This window comes from Singulisphaera sp. GP187 (genome assembly GCF_900129635.1).
Lineage (GTDB): Bacteria > Planctomycetota > Planctomycetia > Isosphaerales > Isosphaeraceae > Singulisphaera.
Window position 1 is genome coordinate 299,897 of sequence record NZ_FSRB01000001.1, and the last position, 18,763, is coordinate 318,659.

The 18,763-nt window shown below is 65.3% G+C and carries 9 protein-coding genes; 4 read left to right on the plus strand and 5 right to left on the minus strand.

The genetic code is table 11. From position 1 onward, the window contains the following. The first annotated feature begins 27 nt into the window (after positions 1-27). From BUS42_RS01250 to BUS42_RS01275, 3 genes are all read left to right on the plus strand, one after another. A complete protein-coding gene (locus tag BUS42_RS01250) occupies positions 28-822 on the plus strand; it encodes a response regulator transcription factor (RefSeq protein WP_074304630.1) in 795 nt (264 codons plus the stop codon). Next, complete coding sequence (locus BUS42_RS01255) at positions 819-1,829, plus strand: sensor histidine kinase (RefSeq protein ID WP_074304631.1); 1,011 nt, start codon at positions 819-821, stop codon at positions 1,827-1,829. The genes BUS42_RS01250 and BUS42_RS01255 overlap by 4 nt, the downstream gene beginning before the upstream one ends. 2,337 nt (positions 1,830-4,166) lie before the next feature. After that, positions 4,167-5,342 carry an NAD-dependent epimerase/dehydratase family protein gene (locus BUS42_RS01275; protein WP_074310558.1) on the plus strand — a complete coding sequence of 392 codons (1,176 nt, stop codon included), beginning with the start codon at positions 4,167-4,169 and terminating at the stop codon, positions 5,340-5,342. Between the two features lie 19 nt (positions 5,343-5,361). On the opposite strand, the gene BUS42_RS01280 is transcribed toward BUS42_RS01275, so the two are convergent. Further along, positions 5,362-6,345 (minus strand): protein-tyrosine phosphatase family protein, encoded by a 984-nt coding sequence (locus tag BUS42_RS01280; protein WP_254053231.1) that lies wholly within the window; start codon positions 6,343-6,345, stop codon positions 5,362-5,364. A 335-nt stretch (positions 6,346-6,680) separates the two neighbouring features. Here BUS42_RS01280 and BUS42_RS01285 point away from each other — a divergent pair, with 335 nt between their 5' ends. Further along, positions 6,681-9,500 carry a PAS domain S-box protein gene (locus tag BUS42_RS01285; RefSeq protein WP_074310562.1) on the plus strand — a complete coding sequence of 940 codons (2,820 nt, stop codon included), beginning with the start codon at positions 6,681-6,683 and terminating at the stop codon, positions 9,498-9,500. 54 nt (positions 9,501-9,554) lie between these two features. Here BUS42_RS01285 and BUS42_RS01290 read toward each other — a convergent pair whose 3' ends face one another. The 4 genes from BUS42_RS01290 to BUS42_RS01305 all read right to left on the minus strand — a co-directional run bounded on the left by BUS42_RS01290 (position 9,555) and on the right by BUS42_RS01305 (position 18,434). Next, positions 9,555-10,814 carry a DUF1501 domain-containing protein gene (locus tag BUS42_RS01290; RefSeq protein WP_074304635.1) on the minus strand — a complete coding sequence of 420 codons (1,260 nt, stop codon included), beginning with the start codon at positions 10,812-10,814 and terminating at the stop codon, positions 9,555-9,557. Between the two features lie 117 nt (positions 10,815-10,931). Beyond that, positions 10,932-12,314: a DUF1800 domain-containing protein gene (locus BUS42_RS01295; RefSeq protein WP_074304636.1), complete on the minus strand. Its 1,383-nt coding sequence runs from the start codon at positions 12,312-12,314 to the stop codon at positions 10,932-10,934. 77 nt (positions 12,315-12,391) lie between these two features. After that, positions 12,392-15,316, minus strand: a complete 2,925-nt coding sequence (locus BUS42_RS01300; protein ID WP_074304637.1) for a sigma-70 family RNA polymerase sigma factor — start codon at positions 15,314-15,316, stop codon at positions 12,392-12,394. A 181-nt stretch (positions 15,317-15,497) separates the two neighbouring features. After that, positions 15,498-18,434, minus strand: coding sequence for a sigma-70 family RNA polymerase sigma factor (locus BUS42_RS01305; RefSeq protein WP_074304638.1), 2,937 nt, complete (start codon positions 18,432-18,434; stop codon positions 15,498-15,500). Between the last annotated feature and the right edge of the window lie 329 nt (positions 18,435-18,763).

Below are 18,763 nucleotides of genomic sequence, written 5' to 3' on the forward strand. Positions count from 1 at the left end.
GGTAGTGGGGTCGGGAGACCAGTTCCGATGAATGCTCAGGAATCGTTCCCACTACTTCCGGACGCTCCCACTCTGATGCTGTCGGGCGACGACTCGGCGGCTCCGATGTCCGGGTCGGCGGCGGTCTCGATTTTGCTCATCGACGATGATGTCGAGTTGTGTGGCTTGATGCAGAAGTTTTTCGCTCGGCATGGGATGAGTGTCGAGATCGTCCACAACAGCCATCGGGGCTTGGTACGTGCCTTGGCGGGTGCTCACGACCTGGTCTTGCTCGACGTCATGATGCCCGATCTCGACGGGTTCGAGTTGCTTGGCCAGGTCCGGCAACGGAGCCAGATCCCGGTGATCATGCTGACGGCGCGGACGGCCCAGGCCGATCGGATTCTTGGCCTCAACGCCGGTGCTGACGACTATTTGCCGAAACCGTTTGGTCCGGAGGAACTGCTCGCCCGGATCCGCGCTGTGCTCCGTCGGATCGACAACGCGCGGCCGATCGAGCTCGAGTCGTTGGTGGTCGGCCCGATCCGGTTGATTCCCGGGGCCCGCGATGTCTTGTGCGAGGGGCGGAGCGTCGGTCTGACTTCGGTCGAATTCGATGTCCTGGAGCAACTTGTGCGCTCGGCGGGACGGGTGCTCTCGCGCGATGCCCTGATGACCGCGCTCTATCAGCGCCGGGCCACGCCGTTCGATCGCTCCATTGACGTCCATATCAGCCACATCCGTAAGAAGCTGAAGCGCCATGGTGACCGGATCCGGACCGTCCGGGGTGTCGGCTACCTCTTCTGCACGGAGGTCGAAGGGGAAGGCGAAATCGAACGATGAGGTCGCTGTTCGGTAAGATCTTCCTCTGGTTCCTTGGGACGAGTCTGCTCTCGGTCGCCGCATTTCTGGCGACCTCGTCGTTCTTCTCGCCCTCGAGGCAGACGCCGGCGTTCCTGCCGATCTATCTCTGGACCTTGGTGGGGACCGCGGTTCTCGGCTACCTCGTGGCGATCAATTTGGTCCGGCCCCTGCAAAGCCTGCGACGCACGGTGGAGCAGTTCGGCCGGGGCGATTTGACGGCGCGCACCGGTTCGCTTCGCAAGGACGAGATCGGGGGACTCTCGCGGGCGTTCGACCGGATGGCCGAACGAATCGAGACGTTGCTGACCGCCGAGCGCCGGCTTTTGCAGGACGTGTCTCACGAGCTCCGTTCTCCACTGGCGAGGCTCCGTTTCGCCGTGGAACTGGCACGCACCGATGGCGATCGTGAGGAGGCCCTGACGCAGATCGCCAAGGACGTGGAGCGATTGGCGAACCTGGTCGATGAACTCCTCCAGTTAACGCGCGCCGAGGGCGACCCCTCGTCGCAGGACCTCCATGTCATCCCTCTGAACGAGCTCTTGCGATCGCTGGTTGCGGATTGCGGACTGGAGGCCGAGGCGAGGCATCGCCGCCTGGTCCTGAGGATCGATAGTCCCGCGTTTCTTCTCGGAGAGCGGGAATTGATCCGTCGCGCCGTCGAGAATGTGCTCCGCAACGCGATCCACTACGCTCCGGAGGAAACGACCGTCGAGGTTGTCATGACGCTCGTGTCAGAGGTGGCCACGATCACCGTGCGCGACCGCGGACCTGGGATTCCGGACGAATGGCTGGATCAGATCTTCAAGCCCTTCTTTCGCGTGGACGATGACCGGGCTCGGACCAGCGGCGGCGTCGGACTAGGGCTGTCGATCGCCCAACGTGCGATCAACCTTCATCGAGGCAAGGTCGTGGCGCGGAACGCAAACCCCGGCCTGGTCGTCACGATCGAATTGCCTCATGCGAAAGCGCAAGCGGACGAGGCGTGATCCTTGTCGGGTGTCGGTTCGTTCCCAGGCATGCCTGGTCTGCTTGAGGCGGCTTGGGTTGAACCGCAACGGAGCGAGCCGCAAGAGAATGAGGTTGCGGATCGTTCGGGCCGTGGATGCGACGGAAAGCGCGGCGAACAGCGGCGCGGGCTTTGTTTCCGATTTGGGACGCGCGGCGAGTGCGGCGATGACCGAGAATCGCTCGGCCGCGTCGTTCGGTTTTGCATCGCTCGAGACGGAATCGATCCAGCCGCCGTCCGCCGAGAATCGCGGCTGGTTGGCGAGCCGCGGGCCGGGTAACTCCACGACGTCGGCGGCGTCGACGGAGGGATGGCCAGTCGTCGCGTCGATCTTGACCGATCCCAACCGCAGATGGAGCTTGGGGTCCCCTTCTTGGCGGGCCAGGTAGGCCAGCACCAGGCCACCGTCAGGTGTGGCCGCGATGTTGGCCAATCGCTCCTCAGCGATTGCGTCGGTCGGCCCTGGTGTGATCAAGGGGCCCAGGTCTTCGATTTCCGCCCGGTCGCTGGTGAGTTTGAGCCACCAGAGTTGCGTCCTGGTCCGGCCTTCCTGGTCCTGTCCCAACTCGCGGAACGAGACCGAGACAATCAGTCTCTTTCCCAGTCTCGGGTCGGTCGGCCAGGTCGGTTCCCAGAACTGGCGATGGTTGTCCCAGGGAGGGGGATTTCGCCAGGCCAAGGGGGTCGGCCTGCTTGCGACACTGTCGGAGGACTCCTCGGCACCCGTTGGCGGATCGTCAAACGAATAGCTGTAGAGTTGACCGTCCCATCCTGAGAAAAGGACCGACGCCGACGTGCCTGGATACCAGCAGGGCGAACTTGCCGGAACGGCGTTGAGCGCGACCCGATCGAGAATTTCACCCCCTGGGATCGCAATGCGCGCCAGGCCCATTTTGCGAACCTGGGAACCCTCGAAACTCTTCCACAAGCCCGTGACATGGGATCGCCCTTGGCTGTCCTGCCAGGGGGAACAGGAGGCGTAATCGACCCGGTCCGCTTCATCGAGCTGGATCCGCTCGACCACACCGGTCTTGACGTTCTGGATGCGGAATTCGCTGGCTCCCTTCGAGAGCGGGGAGGCAGTCAGAGCTTGGTAACGCGGAGCCCCGGCCTGGCGGCGCTCGGATGGCTTCGGGCCATATCGCCCCAGCAGGATCGCCGACATCGTCAGTAGGGCCAACAACGTCAGGAACAGTCGAACCGCCGAACGCAGAACACGCATTGCCATTTCCCGCAGGAGAGAATCACCCTTGACATCAATCGAGGTGTCGCGACCGATTTAAAGCGAAGTTTTGCCAGGGAAAACCGATGTGGACCCCCGACGGCCAACTCACGCGGTGAGTTGGGAATCGTCTTTCGAAGACGGTCCAACTTTTCGGGGTTCGTCAATCATCGACCGTGAGGCTCTGCCTCATCCCCCGTTATGAATGAGCGTCATTGCCTGAATCGCTGGCTCCAAAAACGCGATAAGCCAGGCCGGTTACGTGGCTGTTTGGGGCTTAGATCGAGACGTCATCGGCTGGATTGACTGGGGGAGCTTGGTCGCTAAGATTCATACGTTCGTTGTGTCTCGGTGAAGATCCAACGGGAGGGATCGCAGGCCTTTTCCATGGGAACCCGTCGGTCGCTGTAGTCCGCTCGAGTTGGGTGACGGGCCCGCCAGAGTGTTTGGAAAATTTAATATATTTTTATGATTAATGGGTGATAGGGGTGCGGTGTTTCTTGATGACAGTCGTGTGTTGGAGTGGTCGGCCTCTTGTGCTTTGCCCGAGAACGCGTTAGCCTTTTTTTTGTTTGGATTCCGACCCTGGTTCGATCGTGTCGCTTCGGTCGCTCTTGATCCTTCCCTTTGGTTTCGGAGAGACAAGAATTAGAAGTCCGCTTCAGCATTTGCTGATTTCTTTGACGCAGTGCGAAGCGATGTCGCACAGGGAGCGTGCCTCCCTGGATGCCCATCGGATCAACGCTGGGCCGAGCCGGTTCGTTCGAAGCCAACTTGAACAGGCTCGACGGTGGCGTCGTGGTCCACTGGCCTGGATCGCTCCGGGTTGGCGAAGCTACTTGAACGTGATGATCGACCTGTTCGAGAAAGAACTCGCCACCCGTAACCAAGGCTAGATTTTGGCTGTCCGAACACTTGTTTAGGCGGACGAGCCATTCCGATCGGTGCGGGCGAGCGATGTCAGTGGGGCGTGGGCTTGACGCGAGCGGAACGGTTTGGCATTTCTCTTGCCTGGTTTTACTCGTCGCCGCGGCCTTCCAATCAGTCGGCGATGGCGAGGTCAAGAAGTCACGTGACGACGAGGAGCCGGATGCGATGGACCGACGGACCGAACCGGTCGAGGCGGGCCAGCCCGCTGTTCCTGACGTGCCGGTCCCGGCCTCCGGCTTTCAGGGTCAGTCCATTGGAGCATCGGCTTCGAGTGTGACAGGGAAACGGATCGTCGTCGTCACGGGTGCCGGTGGCTTTGTCGGTGGCCATGTCGCCCGGACCTTGGCGGCGGCCGGCTACCAAGTTCGCGGCCTGGTCAGGCGGATGCCCCGGGTGGATCCCGCTGACCCTCCGATCGAGTGGAGGTTCGGCGACCTCCGCGACCCCGACGCCCGCATGCGAGCCATTGAGGGGGCCTGGGGCGTGGCGCATTGCGGCGGCTGGGTCAATCTGGCTTCAGACCACCGCGGTGAGGCCTGGGCTGTCAATGTGGAGGCCACCCGTGGACTCTTGGCCGATTGTGTCGTGGCGGGAGTCGAGCGGTTCGTCTACACGTCGACCCTCCAGACGCTTGCCGCCGGCACTGCGGAATGCCCTGCGGACGAAGAGACTCCGTGGAACCTCGACCGAGTTCGTTCGCCGTACGTGGAGACGAAACGCGAGGCTGAGCGGGACGTTCTGGCAGGGCAGGGGGGGCGGCTCTCGACCCTCGTGCTTTGCCCGGGGATGGTGATCGGCCCGAGAGATTCACGACCGACCTCGACCAAAGTTCTGCTCGAAATGGCCAAGACTCCGGTGGCCTTTCTGCCGGCCGGAGGAATTCCCGTGATCGACGCCCATGTCCTGGCGCTGGCCCATCAACGTGCCCTGGAATCGAACGAAGCAGGGCGACGGTTTGCTTTGGTCGGTCCTTATCTGAGCTATCGCGAGCAGGCGGAGCTCGTCGCGCAGCTCACGGGCCGACCGCGCTGGATCGTCACGATCTCCGATGGTTGGGAGCGCCCGCTCTCGGGATTCGCCGGCGGTGTCGATCGACTCGTGCGGGGCCGAGGAATCACCCTCTCCGCGGCCGCCGTGGCCGCGGGCTTTCTTCGACTTCACGTCAAAGGAGGGCGAGCCGACGTCGCGTTCGGCCTGCGTCACCCGCCGCCCATTCAGTCAATCTATCAAGCGCTCGCCGACTTCCAGCGGACGGGCCGAGCCCCGTGGCTCAAGTTCAGGAAGTGTGTGGAGCGTCTGGCGCTTGAGCCCGAAGTGGCTGGCGAGTTGCCCGCGCCATAGGGGCTTGTCTTAGTCAGGGCTAATCCCGGAACCGGGCGTGGCACGCCGCGCAGTGTCGACGCATTCGAATCAGGCTCGTTTCGGCTTCTTGCTTGTTGGCGGGAGAAGCGGTTGTCTGAACACCCTGAATCGCCGCCTCCAAGCGGGCGGCGTCTCGGTTGGTATCGGTCATCAGCCGGGTGAACTCGTCGCCCCTCTCCGTGGTCTCCTCGTGTCGAGCCGCTTCACGGAACTGCTCGGCCAGAAGGGTTGCCTCGTGGACCGGGTCCAGTTCAGGCGGGCCGGGCGGCGAGCGGAACCCAAACTTCTGGGCTGCCGTGAGCCTGTCCCAACAGAGATCGATTCGCACCATCGACGCGACGAGGCCAGGCACCTGGGCATGGTCGGGCAGGTCGTCGTGACCCACGCGTTGGAGTTCCTCGGCGGAAGGCGTGACGAACTGATCCACCGTGGCGTATAAGCCTTTGTACTTCGGGTCCGTGCCCGCCTGCTCGAGCCAGGTTCGAGCCTGCCCCCGGCTCCACCCTTCGGCCGCCATGACACCGAGGGCCGCGGCGGTGGGCCCTCGGTGTTTGCCATGGTGGCAATGGATGAACAGCGGCCCGGGCAGGCTCCGGACGGTTTTAACCAGGCGCACCACCTGGTCCTGAGCAATGCCGTCGTAGCCGACCGGCAGGTGGACGTAGCGCATTCCGAGTCGACGAGCCTGCTCCACCTCGGGCCAGGCACCGTCCACGCTGAGGATCGTCTTGACGCCGAGCTGTTTCAAGGACTCGAATCCTTGCCGACCCTCGGGCTGAGCACCGCTGTAAAGACCGGGGCCGAGCCGAAAAAGATTCTCGATTCCGGGGGCGTCGACGCGATGCGCCGGGGGCGGCTCCGCCGCGGTGATCAAGCGTTCGCGTTGCGTGATCGGGGCGTGGTCGCGCGGGTCATCCGGCCCCAACCCGACGAGGAGGGTCGCCAGCAGAGCATGACCACAAAGTCTTCGCCGGATCAGCATGCCGTTTCCCTCTCGTGCCACAACGACCTCGACAGCGGCATCATTGCCCTCCCGAGAATAGGACAGCACGTTTCGCGATTCAACAACGGAGGCGGAGGTTCGGGGAGTGGAGCCGTGGGCGATTGATCGGTGGATGAGCGATCAAAGCTTTGTCCAACCCGTGGTATCTTGAAGCGAGCCAACGTCAGCGAGGTTTGGCGGAAACCTTGATACAATAGGTCGGATCAAGAAAGGAACCTTCGACCGCAATCGATCAAGGCGGCAGGTTCGGCACGGCGTGTCGCCGGAGGATCTCGCGAACGGGCCTCAAGAGAGTCATGAAACGAATGACCACGATGCTCAGAATTTCGGAATCCACCGTTGTGCGCTACGGTGTTGCCGTCGTGGGAGCGGTCATTGCCACGGCGTTGCGGCTTGCCCTCGGCCCGCTCGTGGGCGATCGATTTCCGTTCATGACCTTCTTTGCCCTCGTCGCGTTCGCCGCCTGGTATGGTGGGTTCGGCCCATCGGTCTTGGCGCTGGTGCTGGGCGGATTCGCCGCGACTTTCCTCTTTTTGCCGTCGCGTGGCCTGGAGCTCGGCGGGGTCGAGGCCCGGGTGGGAACTTTCGTCTTTGCCATGGTCGGGCTGATGATCGCGTTTCTGGGCGGTGCCATGCGATCGGCTCGACAGCAGGCCGAGGCGAGTGCTAGGGAGGCCTACCGTCATCTGCAAGCGGAGCACGAGCTTCGAGAACGGCTGGACACCACCCTTCGGAGCATCGGGGATGCCGTGATCGCGACCGACGGTCAAGGCCAGGTCCGGTTCATGAACCCGATCGCCGAACAGCTGACCGGCTGGACCCAGGTTGAAGCGTCGGGCCGGCCGATGGAGGAGGTGTTCCGGATCGTCAATGAGCAGACCCGCGTGCCTGCCGAGCACCCGGTTGCCAGGGTGATCCGAGACGGGGTGATCGTCGGGTTGGCCAACCACACCGTCTTGATCGCCAAGGAGGGCGTTGAGACCCCCATCGAGGATAGTGCCGCACCGATCCGGGACGAGCATGGGGCGGTCGTCGGGGTCGTGATGGTGTTCCGGAATGTTGAGGAGCAGAGACGGTCCGAATTGCTGTTGACCGACCAACGGAAGATTCTCGAGCAAATGGCCCGAGGAGTACCGCTTGGGGAAGTGCTGGAGGCGTTGTGCGAGGCCGTCGAGCGGCAAGCGGTCGGTTGTGTCGCCACCGTGATGCTGGCCGAGGACGAGGGGCGGAGCCTTCGTTTTGCCGCCGGCCACCGCTGCCCGGCGAGCTACTCGACCGCCATCAATCCGGTCCCGGTCGGCCCTTCCCATGGTTCCTGCGGGACGGCGGCGTATCGGGCCGAGCAGGTCATCGTCGCCGACATCGCCAACGACCCGCTCTGGAACGGCTTCCAAAAAATTGCCCTCGACCAGGGGTTTCATGCCTGTTGGTCCACACCAATCCCATCCTCCGAGGGCAAGGTGCTCGGCACCTTCGCCCTCTACTTCCCTTCGCCCCGGAGCCCGACCGCTCACGACCAGGTGATGATGGATCTCTTTGCCCGAACGGCGGGTGTGGCCATTGAACGGCAGCGGGCCGACGATCGGCTCCGGCAGAGCGAGGATCGCTACCGAACCCTGATCGAAGTGGCGCCACAGGTCGTCTGGTACGGGGAGTCGGACGGCTCTCTGACCTACTGCAACACCTGGTTCCTCGACCTGACCGGTTTGAGCTTGGCGGCCGCCAAGGGGAGCGGTTGGCTGCAGGCGATCCACCCCGACCATCGGGACCGGGTGCGGGACGTCTGGCTCGCCGCCGCCGTCAAGAGCGCGAGTTACGAGGTGGAGATCCCCTTTCGCCGGGCCGCGGATGGAGTGTACCGCTGGCATGTTGCGAAGGGGGTGCCGGTCAAGGATCAAGCGGGCCAGGTCGTCTCGTGGGTTGGCGTGGCCACCGACATTGACGACCGCAAGCGGGCCGACGAGGAGAGGCGGGCCGCGAAGGAGGAGGCTGAGCGGGCGAACCGGGCCAAGGACCAGTTCCTCGCCGTTCTCTCGCACGAGTTACGGACCCCTCTCAACCCGATTCTCCTGGCCGCGTCGTCGATGCTCGACCGCCCGACTCCTCCCGAGGAAATTCACCCCACGCTGGAGATGATCCGTCACAACGTCAACCTCCAGGCAAGGCTGATCGACGACCTCCTGGATGTGATGCGGATCGTGCAAGGGAAGATGCCGCTCCACTGGGGCGTGGCCGACTGCCACGACGTGATTCGCCATGCACTTCAAGTCTGCCAGAGCGAGGTCTTCGGCAAGACCATCGGCCTCACACTCGACCTTTCCGCCGACCGCCACCACGTCAACGCCGACTCGGCCAGGCTTCAGCAAGTCTTCTGGAACTTGATCAAGAACGCCGTCAAGTTCTCGCCCGAGGGGGGAATGCTTTCCATCCGCACCCGGAACGAAGGGGGCGAGCACGATCGGCTCATCGTCGAGGTCTCCGACACCGGGATCGGGGTGGAACCGGACATCCTGCCGACGATCTTCGACCCCTTCCAACAAGGGGAGACTTCGATCACGCGGCGATTCGGAGGCCTGGGCCTCGGGTTAGCGATCTGCCGGGGCGTCGTCGAAGCCCACGGTGGAACGATCACGGCCGAAAGTCGGGGCAAGTCTCAAGGGACCACGTTTCGGATCGTGCTCAAAGCGTTGCCGAGCCGCGAGGTCGAGGAAAACGGCCAGCTCCAAGGGAAGCATCCCGTGAGCGTGCGGGCCGCGTCGCCGTCCTCCACGCTCAAGATCCTGGTGGTGGAGGACGAAGAGGCGACCCGCCGGCTGATGGCGCGACTGCTCCGCGGGCTCGGCCACGACGTTTCGACGGCGGGGACGATCGCCGAAGCCACGGAAACCGCCGAGGCGGACCTCTTCGACCTGATCGTCAGCGATATCGGCCTCCCCGATGGCAGCGGGCTGGAGCTGATGCGGCGAATCGTCAAGCAACGAGGGCCCGTGCCGGCGATCGCCCTGACCGGGTACGGGATGGAGGAAGACATCGTGCGGAGCCGAGCGGCCGGTTTCACCGCCCACATGACCAAGCCCATCGACTTCACAAAGCTGGAAGCCATGATCCGCCAAGTCGCCCCGACGGGTCACTGAAACCAGACGCGTTCGATGCTTTCCGGGATTTCGAGGCGATCGATCGAGGAGCCGTTAGCCTCGCAGCACCGGCAGCGGCTCGAAGTCCGCTCCGAGGATGTCGCGGTGCGGGACTCCCAGCCATCGGTCGAGCAGGGTCGCGTAGATCCGGCGAAAATCGACGGCGTGGATCGGGTCGCCGTCCTCGAGGTGGGTCAGGTCGGGGTAGGGGCCGTGGAGGCCCGCCTTGACCGGCTGGCCCAGGAGAAAGACAGGCGCGGCGGTGCCGTGGTCGGTCCCGCCGCTGCCGTTCTCGTCCAGCCGTCGACCGAACTCGGAGAAGACGAGGACCACCACCCGTTCGGATTCGCCGGACTTTTCGAGGTCGTTGAGGAACGCTCGTAACGACGTCCCCAACTCGCTCAAGAGGTTCGCGTGCCGCGGGAGTTGACCGCTGTGGGTGTCGAAGCCGTCGAGGTGGGTGTAGTAGATCGCGGTCGTCAGACCGGCTTTGATCAACTGGGCGATCCACTGGAGCCGCCGGGCCAGGCCGTAGCCCTCGGGGTAGTCGGCCTTGGCGGTCGGTTGGTCCTGCTGGATTCGTTCGAGCCGCGCACTGCTGGCGTAGGTGATCAGGCCGCAACGCTCGACGAACTGGAGTGGCGAGCCCGGTTCGCCACGAGCTTGCCGTGCCAGGCGGTCGAGGGCTTCGATCTGTGCGGTGGCCTCCGCGCCCTGCGGCATGCCCAGCCGGCGGCGGAACTGCTCGAGCCGGGCCATCGACGGGATCACTTGCCGGCCGCCCGCAAGTGCCCAGGGGAGCGGGAATGCCTCGTGGATGTGCAGCCCCGCCGCGTCGCCGTTCGGGGCGAGCTGCCGGTCGAGTGTACGAGCGAGCCAGCCGGGGGCCGCCTTGTCCAGTTCAGTCTTGGCGGTCTGCCAGATCGCCATGCTGTCGAAATGCGACCGGTTCGGGTTGGGGTAACCCACCCCCTGCACGATCGCCAGCCGCTCTTGCTCGAGCAGCTTCGCGAATGGTTCGAGCCTCGGGTGCAGCCCTACGCGATCGTCGACCTTCTTCACCTCACCCGCGGAGATCGCGAGCTTCGGCCGGCGCTTGCGGTACTCGTCGTCGCGATAGGGCACCACGGTGTTCAGCCCGTCGTTGCCACCATCGAGCTGAACCACAACGAGAATTTGGCCCTTCGCGGTCGGCCGATCCTCGGCCAAGGCGTGCGCGGAGCGGGCCAGGAACTGCGGGACCGTCGGGCCGCAAGCCAGGAGCGCGGACGAGCCCAGGCCCAGACGAAGCATCTCGCGGCGAGTCGGGTGCATCGGGATTCCTTCGCTTGAGGATGCAGTGGTATTTGTGTGTATAAAGGGATTATTGGCTGCGTCAGGTCTTGATCTGGCTTTTGTAGGGTGGGCACGGCCCACCAGGTTTCACTCAGGTCAAGAGAGTTGGAACTCAGGGCAGTTGACGAGTCGTTGCAGCCCTTTGCGGAGTCCGTCGGGGGTGCCGTCGCGGCAAGCGTCGAGCACGAGCCGGCGAGCCTCGTCGCCGACATCGCCCTGGAGTAGGAGGTCGAGCCACGCATCGGCGACGCGGTCGGCGGGCAATTGGTATCGCGCTGCCCATGCCAGGGGGTCGAAGGACGTCAGGCCGTTCTCGCCGCGGCCCCAGACGAGGTCGGCGGCCCAGTTGGTGCGTTCTAGCAGGGTGCCGCTGTTGATCCAGGCCGAGCCGCCGATCCAGCCCTCGACGTTCGGCGGAGCGAACAACTCCTGCCCTTGGGCGTCGCAGGCGGCCGAGAGTGCTAACGGGTTGAGTGCCGCTCGCGGGATCTCGAGCGTTCGGACCAGCCCGGCGCTCCACTCGACCGGAGATTTGATCCGTTGGCGAAATGCGGCGCGGGAGTAAAAGTGCCGTGAGCGGAGGATGATCCCCACGATCGGCCCGATGGCGAACTGGTTTCGCTTCAACTCCTCGGCCAGTGGTTCGATCAGCTCGGGACTTGGCGTGCCCGACTCGCTGACCAGGAATCGATAGAGCTTGCTCGCCAGGAAGGTCGCCGCCTGGGGCTGCTCGAGCGTGATCCGCACGATGTCCGTTGGTCCCCAACGCCCGTTGCGACCGAGAAACGACTTGATTCCGTCGTCGAACTGCGCAGGTTCGCGAGTGAAGGCCGGTGTCTCCATCATGCCGTTCCGGGAATCCTGGCGGACCCAGCCGGTGAAGGCCCGGGCGGCTTCGTGGACGTCTCGCTCGGAATAGGCCCCTGCGCCCAGGGTGAACAGTTCGAGGTACTCGCGGGCGAAGTTCTCGTTGGGCTTGTTCTTCTGGCTTGTCCCGCCGTCGAGCCAGACCAGCATCGCCGGGTCAGCAACCATCGCCTCAAGGAGCGTGGCGAAGTCGCCCAAGGCGTGCGTCCGCAGCGTCTCGTTCTGCCGGTCCATGAGCGCGATCGACTCGACCTTCTTGTGGCTGGTCGCGAAGTGGCCGTGCCAGAACAGGGTCAATTTCTCGCGGAGCGGGTCGGGTCCCTGGAGCATGCGGTTGAGCCAGCAGACCTTGAGCAGGTCGAGGTTGGCCGAGGCCCGCGCCGTCTGGCGGAGGCCGGCGATGGCCTCGCCAGCTTCGGGCGAGAGCGGGTCCGGCCGGAACAGCCGCTCGACGCTGGCCTCCGGTCCGGCCGCGACGTCCCGGAGTAATTCCGCACGAGTCGCGCCGAAGCCGGCGCGACGGTGGAGGTGGGCGACCTTGCGAAGGTCCCAGGGATCGTCGGTCCTGGGTTCATAGCGGGCCCAGGGAGAAGCGTTCGTTGATCTCAGCATGGCACACCTCGCGGGGCACGAGCATCATGTCCGTGGGATTTGCTGGTATGAGGCGGAAGCCTATGCAGCGTGTTGATTCACTGCGCGTCCGGTTTGTCGATTTGGATCTCGCCCAGGTCGAGGGTTTCGCCGGACTTGATGGTGAACTCCTTGCGGACTTGCGCCCCCTTGTCCTGGTCAGTGACCGTCGAGAAGTCGATGATCCGGTAGAGGGCACCGGGGATCAGGGAGATCAAGGAGACACGGCCCTCATCGTCGGTGCGCGGAGCATTCCAGTAATGCTTGCGATCGATGTTTGCAACGAACTCCACGTCGCTCGCCAGCTCGGCTCGGTCTCGCTGATTCCGGCTATATGGACTCGGGCCGGGGGTGGCGACGAATTCGAAGTGGGGACGGTGCTTGGCGATCGGCTTACCGTCGGGCCCGACGAACCGCGCCGTGGCTTTGCCACAAGGCTGCAAGCGGATCGTCAGGTCCCGGCCGCTCTGATTTCCGGTGATGTCGACCGAGGCGCCCCACTCGTGCTCGGGATCGAGGACATGAATGCGTGTGGACGCCTCGGGGGCCAGGCCGTGCAGCTCGAAACGGCCATCGCGAATGGGAATCTGGTAATCGCCGCGCCAAAAGGGGTTGAAGGCCTCGATTCGGAGCGTTGAAAGGATGAAGCCGTCGGTGATCGTCTGCCCGTCGGGTCCCTCGACACGCCCCTTGATCGTCACGCCGGGCCGCAACGTCGCGGTGACCTCAAGGGGCGAGTCTCCGGCTTTGGCCTCGTAGGGAATGATGGCGTGGGCATGGTAGCGTTTGCCGCCGGGCTGATCGTTGTAGAGCCGCCTGGCCCCGATCTCGCCCAGGACGTAGTCGCTGGTCGGGCCGAAGACGAGCAGGTGTCCCTTGCCCGGTGGCACCGCGATCTGGAACGAGCCGTCAGCCGTGCTGGCCACGATCGCTGGCCAGCCCGAGATCACGTTGTCGCCGCCGCTTGTCGGGATGAACTGAATGCTCGACGCGGGCAGGGGGCGAGTGGTCCCTACTTCGGTGGCCTTGCCGCGAATCAGAACACCGCGACGGACTTTGATGTCGTGAGTCGCTTTGATCGTCCCCTTGGTCCACTTGAGTTCGTCCTGTTGGATCAAGTAGGGCTCGCCGCCGGTAGGGAAGGCGCCGAGGGTATAACTCGTGCTAGTGATTGGGTTTATTGTAAATCGCCCCTTGGCGTCGGCGCGGAACTTGGTGGTGATGGAGCCTCGGGTCTGCTCGTTCATGACCTGGGCCGAGGCCGAGACGATGGCGTTGGGAATGGGTTGTCCGGTGTCGGCGGCCAGCACGCGGCCCTCAATGATTTTCGCCGGTTCCAACGCGAGGGTGGTCTCCTTGCCGGCCGCCCCGCTGTCGGGAGCGATCTGCAAGTCTTGCTGGGCAAAACGGAGGTCACGGACACCGAGATTGAGGCCGACACTGCGGCCGATGCCGTGAAGGGTGATCCTCCCGTTGTCGTCGGTCGCGACCGACTGGGGCCAGGTGCGGAGGCCCTTCGGTGCGTTGGCCCAGAGAGTGACCCCCTTGTAATGGCCTTGGTCGTCCGGCCTCCCGAGGCCCAGGACGCGGACTTCGACACCGCGGGCAGGCGCTCCCGACACGTCGACGAGCCGGACTCGCACGGTCTGTTCGGGCGGGAGCTTGAGGTCGGCCGAAGGCTGCTCGGCATCGGGGTTCAGCTCGGCCCACCCCAGGCCGTATCCGGGCACAGCGGCCAGCGCAATCACCTCGAAGACGCGGGTCGACGCAGTGCGGGGGGCGTCGAGACGGTATTGGCCGTCAGCATCCGACTGACCCTGGCTCAGCAGGGTGAACGGGGCGACATCCTCGCTCGCGCCAACCCAGGGGGCGCGTGGCCGTGCCACCAGGTCCACGACCGCGCCCCTGACCGGCTTACCGTCGGGGTCGAGCACGCGGCCGGCGACGGTCATCCGGGCCAAAGACACGTCGTCGGGGTTCGCCACCGGACGGGGCCGGTCAGCGTCGCCAGGCGGTATCTTCGCTTCCGGTGCCGCCGGGTTCTCCATGACCTCCTCCTTCATCGCCAGGGAGTGGGTGAGCAAGCCGGCGCCTGTGGCGACGGCCGTCATGAGCAGGAGTGAGAGCGCGGTGAGCCTGAGCTTGTGAACGAACATGGTACGGAGGACCTCCTGGGCCAGAGTCGCCGCCGAGGCGGAAAAGACCCCGCTTGCGGCGTGATGAGCCGCGAAGGTAGTCGCGGCCTGGGTCGTGGTGTTGCACAGGAGGGGTGAGATGGACGCCGAGGCGGATCGGGATACCAGGAATGCGGTCAATGCGGTGGCAGGCAAGGTCACTCCGCGACGCGACAGGCCGCGGCCGAGCTTGTCACGGGCCCGGGCCAGTCGACTGCGGAGGGTGCCGGCCGGACAACGGAGTCGCCTGGCGGCCTCGTCGAGGGTGAGACCCTCGAAGTAGCAGAGCACCACCGGTAGCCGGAAGGACCGGGGCAGGCGGTCGACTTCGCCGTGGATTGCCTCGGCCTGCTCGCGGTCGATTGCCGGCTGGTCGGCCGGCGGAGCGGTTGGCTCGGCCAGGTGGCACGCACCCGGACCGGGACCTTTCATGGCGTTGCCCTCCTCCCGCTTGCGTCGGCGGCCGATCTGTTGCTTGGCGCATCGCGCCGTCCGGATCGCGACCCCGTACAGCCAGTTGCCCAACAAGTCGGGGTCGCGGATCGTCCGTGCCTTTTGGGCCAGGACGAGGAAGACGGCCTGGAAGGCATCCTCGGCATGCTGTGCGTCGCCCAGGAACTGGCGGCAGACGCCCAGCACCATCGGCCCGTGCCGACCGACCAGCGCGGCGAAGGCGGCCTCGCCGGCCGGGTTGCACCCGCCGGCGAGATACCGCTCGAGGAGCTGGCGGTCGGAGAGCCCGGCCACGGAGCCCCCCTCGAAGAGGGACTCGAGCTGTCGGACCACGGACCTCGTTGCCGTATGCGCCATGGCCGATCGCTCTCCTTTTGGTTCCCAAAGTCGTTCAGGCCGGTGCGCCCGCACCCGACGTCCCTTTCATCCCCACGCAAGGTACTGTGGCGCCGCCGGCCAAGTTATCCCGAGTTTGCTTCGAGAATGACGTAAATTTCGCTCCGGCCACGGTGTTGCGCCGAGCCGATTTGGGGGCAGCTCAATCCTCCGGGTGCTCGATCCGGATATCGCCGAGGTCGAGGGTCTCGCCCGGTTTGACGGTGAAGTCCTTGCGGAGCTGGACCCCCTTCATGTTGTCGTTCCTGGTGGACCAGTCGCTGATCCGATACGACGCGCCGGGGATCAGGGCGGGCATGGTGATGCGGCCTTCGGCGTCGGTGGCGAAGTCGTTGCCGTAGTGCTTGGGGGCGACATTGGAGAGGAACGTCGCGTCGGCCGCCAAGTGCTCGCCTTTGTCGACGAACAGCGAATGAGTCGAGCCGGGTGTCATCAGGAGCTGAACGTAGGGCCATGCGCTGAGCTTGGCAAGGGGCTTGTCGTCGGGCCCGACGAACCGGGCCTTGGCCTGGCCGCAGGGCTGGAGGCGCACCGTCAGGTCCTCGCCCGCCTGCTTGCCCGAGAGTTCGGCCGTCGCGCCCCAGTTGTGTTGGGCGTCGAAGAAGTAGACCGGATTGGCTGCTTCGGGGGAGAGACCGTGGAGTTCAAAACGGCCGCCTCGGGCGTGAACGAATCGATGGCCCTGCCAGGTGAGGTTGAGGGGATCGATCGGTTGCCGGGCAATGGTGATTGCGTCTTCGATCGCCTCCCCCTCCGGGCCAAGCAGTCGGCCCCGGAGCGTCTTGCCCGGCCGGAGCGTGGCGGCGAGTTCAGTCGGCTTGTCGCCTGCTTTGACGTCGTAAGCGATGACGTCGTGGGCGTAGAAGCGCTTGCCCCCGCGCTGGCCGCTCGCATAAAGGGTTCCGCCGCTGACCTCTTCGGGGAGGTAGTCGAGGGTTGGCCCCAGGATCATCAGGTGCCCCTTGCCGGGCGGGACGGCGACGTGGAACGAGCCGTTTTCCTGACTGGCGACGATGGCTTCAAACCCGTGGACGACGTCCCCGGATCGATCCATCGGGAAAAACTGCACGCTGGCTCGGGCCACCGGCCGGCCGGTCCCTGCTTCGGCCACCTTGCCTTGGATCAAGGCACCGCGGGGCAGCGTGAGGTCGATTGTTTTCTTGACCGCCCCCTTGGTCCACGCGAATTCGGCCTCCCGGCCCAGGTAGGGCTGGCCTTCGGGGGGGAAGGCACGCATGCGGAAGTAGTCACCTGCGTAGGGGATGATCTTGAACTCTCCCTGATCGTCCGCGCGGAACTTGGTCGTGACCATTGCGCCGAACATGTCGAAGCTCGCCCGGACGGAGATCACGGCGTTGGGGATCGGCCGGCCGGTGTCGGCGGCCAGGACGCGGCCCTCGATGAGCTTCGCCGGATGAAGGGCGAGGGAGACCTCTTTGGCGGCGTCTCGGCCGCTGGCCTCGAGGTCGAATCGCTGCTGGGCAAAGCGTGGGTCGCGGACAGCCAGGGAGACGGAGAGTCCGCGGCCGATGCCGGTGAAACGGAACCGGCCCTCGGCGTCGGTTTTGACGGCCGACGGGATGGCGCGAAGGGCCACGAAGAGATCGGACCAGGTGTAGCCTTGGCCGGGGCCAGGGATCTCAAAATGGTCGCCAGCGGCATTGGGAGATGCGTTGTAGACCCCGCTGAGCCGGACCTCGACCCCGGCGGCCGGCTGACCGTTGACGTCGACCAGTCGGCCGCGAATGACCTGCTCGGGTCGGAGGCGGATCTCCGCCGCAGGGTGCTCGGCGTCCGGATCGAGCTTCAGGCTGCCGAAGCCGGTGCCAGGCACGCGGGCACCGGCCAGGGCGTAGACGTCCTGGAAATGAGCCGACGCGGTGCGCGGCACTTCGATGTGGAAGCGGCCCTCGCCATCGGTTGCCCCCTTGCCGAGCAGGATGTAGGCATTCTTCTCCACGTCGATTCCCGACTCCGGCGCACGAGGCGCGCCGATGATGTCGACCTGTGCGTTCGCCGTCGGCTTGCCTTGCAAGTCCAACACATGGCCAGTCACGGTCATCCGGCCCGGAGCCGGGGCCTCGGCCTTCTCTACCGGGTGGGGTCGATCGACAACTCGTGGTGCGTCGCTCGCCGCCGGGCTTGCCAGCGGCTTGACGGGTTCCTCGCCCACGGCCAGGCCGTGGGTGAGCAGCAAGCCGGCGCCGGTGGCGACGGCCGCCACGAGCAGCAGGGAGAGAGCGGTGAGCCTGAGCGTGTGGAGCAGCATGGTACGAAGGACCTCCTGGGCCAGGGTCGTCGCCGAGGCGGAGCAGGCTCCGCTCGCGGCGTGACGGGCCGCGAACGCAAAGGCGGTCGCGGCCTGGGTCGTGGTGGAACACAGGAGGGGTGAGACGGACGCCGAGGCGGACCGAGGGGCCAGTGCCGCGGTCAGCGCGGGACCCGAGAGCGTGACGCCGCGGCGCAACAGGCCGCGACGGAGCTTCTCCCGGGCGCGGGCCAGCCGGCTCCGGAGCGTGCCGACCGGCCATCGCAACCGATGCGCGGCTTCGTCCAACGCGAGGCGCTCGAAGTAGCAGAGCAGGATCGCCGAGCGGAAGACGTCCGGTAAGCGGTCGATCTCGCGATGAAGGGCCTCGGCTTGCTCACGCTCGAGCATCGACTGGTCGGCCGGCGCATCGGTAGGGGCCGTTGCGGAGCGGACGGCTCCATCCGCTTCAGTTCTACGTTGACGCGCGTTCCGGTCGCGAGCCTTGCGGGCGGTGCGGAGTGCTACGCCGTAGAGCCAGTTGCCCAGCAACTCGGGCTCGCGAAGCGATCGGGCCTTGCGGGCGAGAACCAGGAAGACGGCCTGGAACGCGTCTTCAGCGTGATGGCGATCGCCGAGGAGCTGGCGGCAGACGCCCAGCACCATCGGCCCGTGTCGGGCGACGAGCACGGCGAAGGCGGCCTCGCCGCTGTCGTCGCGCCGGGTGACGAACCGCTCGAGCAGTTGGCGGTCGGAGAGTCCGGTGGCCGAACCCCCGTCGAAAAGCGTGCCGAGCTGTTGGGCCAGCGATGGCGATGCCGCGTGAGCCATTGCCGCGGAACCCTCGGGTGTAAGGTCAAAGTCGATGCCTGGGACGGCTCGGGAGCCCGATGCGCCCGGCGTCCTCTCATCCCCTCGAGCCTGTACTGCCTGGCTGGCGTTCATCTTATCCGAGGTTGTCCCTGAAAATTTGTCAGAACCACGGAATCGAGGGAGAGCCGGGGAATCCGCAGGATCGGCCACTCGGCTCGACCCACGGCCGCGGACGGTCGGAGATCTCGTCGCGATTCGTCGCACGAGGGAGGTCGGTCAACACGGGTGACGACGCCATAACTCTCCACGCCCAACATTTGTTGGGAATTGACGTCAGCCCTTCCCTT

Coding starts and splice junctions, on each gene's coding strand:
- BUS42_RS01255 (WP_074304631.1), top strand. CDS start 819: ATGAGGTCGCTGTTCGGTAAGATCTTCCTCTGGTTCCTTGGGACGAGT.
- BUS42_RS01280 (WP_254053231.1), bottom strand. CDS start 6,345: ATGCTGATCCGGCGAAGACTTTGTGGTCATGCTCTGCTGGCGACCCTC.
- BUS42_RS01300 (WP_074304637.1), bottom strand. CDS start 15,316: ATGGCGCATACGGCAACGAGGTCCGTGGTCCGACAGCTCGAGTCCCTC.
- BUS42_RS01250 (WP_074304630.1), top strand. CDS start 28: ATGAATGCTCAGGAATCGTTCCCACTACTTCCGGACGCTCCCACTCTG.
- BUS42_RS01305 (WP_074304638.1), bottom strand. CDS start 18,434: ATGGCTCACGCGGCATCGCCATCGCTGGCCCAACAGCTCGGCACGCTT.
- BUS42_RS01275 (WP_074310558.1), top strand. CDS start 4,167: ATGGACCGACGGACCGAACCGGTCGAGGCGGGCCAGCCCGCTGTTCCT.
- BUS42_RS01290 (WP_074304635.1), bottom strand. CDS start 10,814: ATGCACCCGACTCGCCGCGAGATGCTTCGTCTGGGCCTGGGCTCGTCC.
- BUS42_RS01295 (WP_074304636.1), bottom strand. CDS start 12,314: ATGCTGAGATCAACGAACGCTTCTCCCTGGGCCCGCTATGAACCCAGG.
- BUS42_RS01285 (WP_074310562.1), top strand. CDS start 6,681: ATGCTCAGAATTTCGGAATCCACCGTTGTGCGCTACGGTGTTGCCGTC.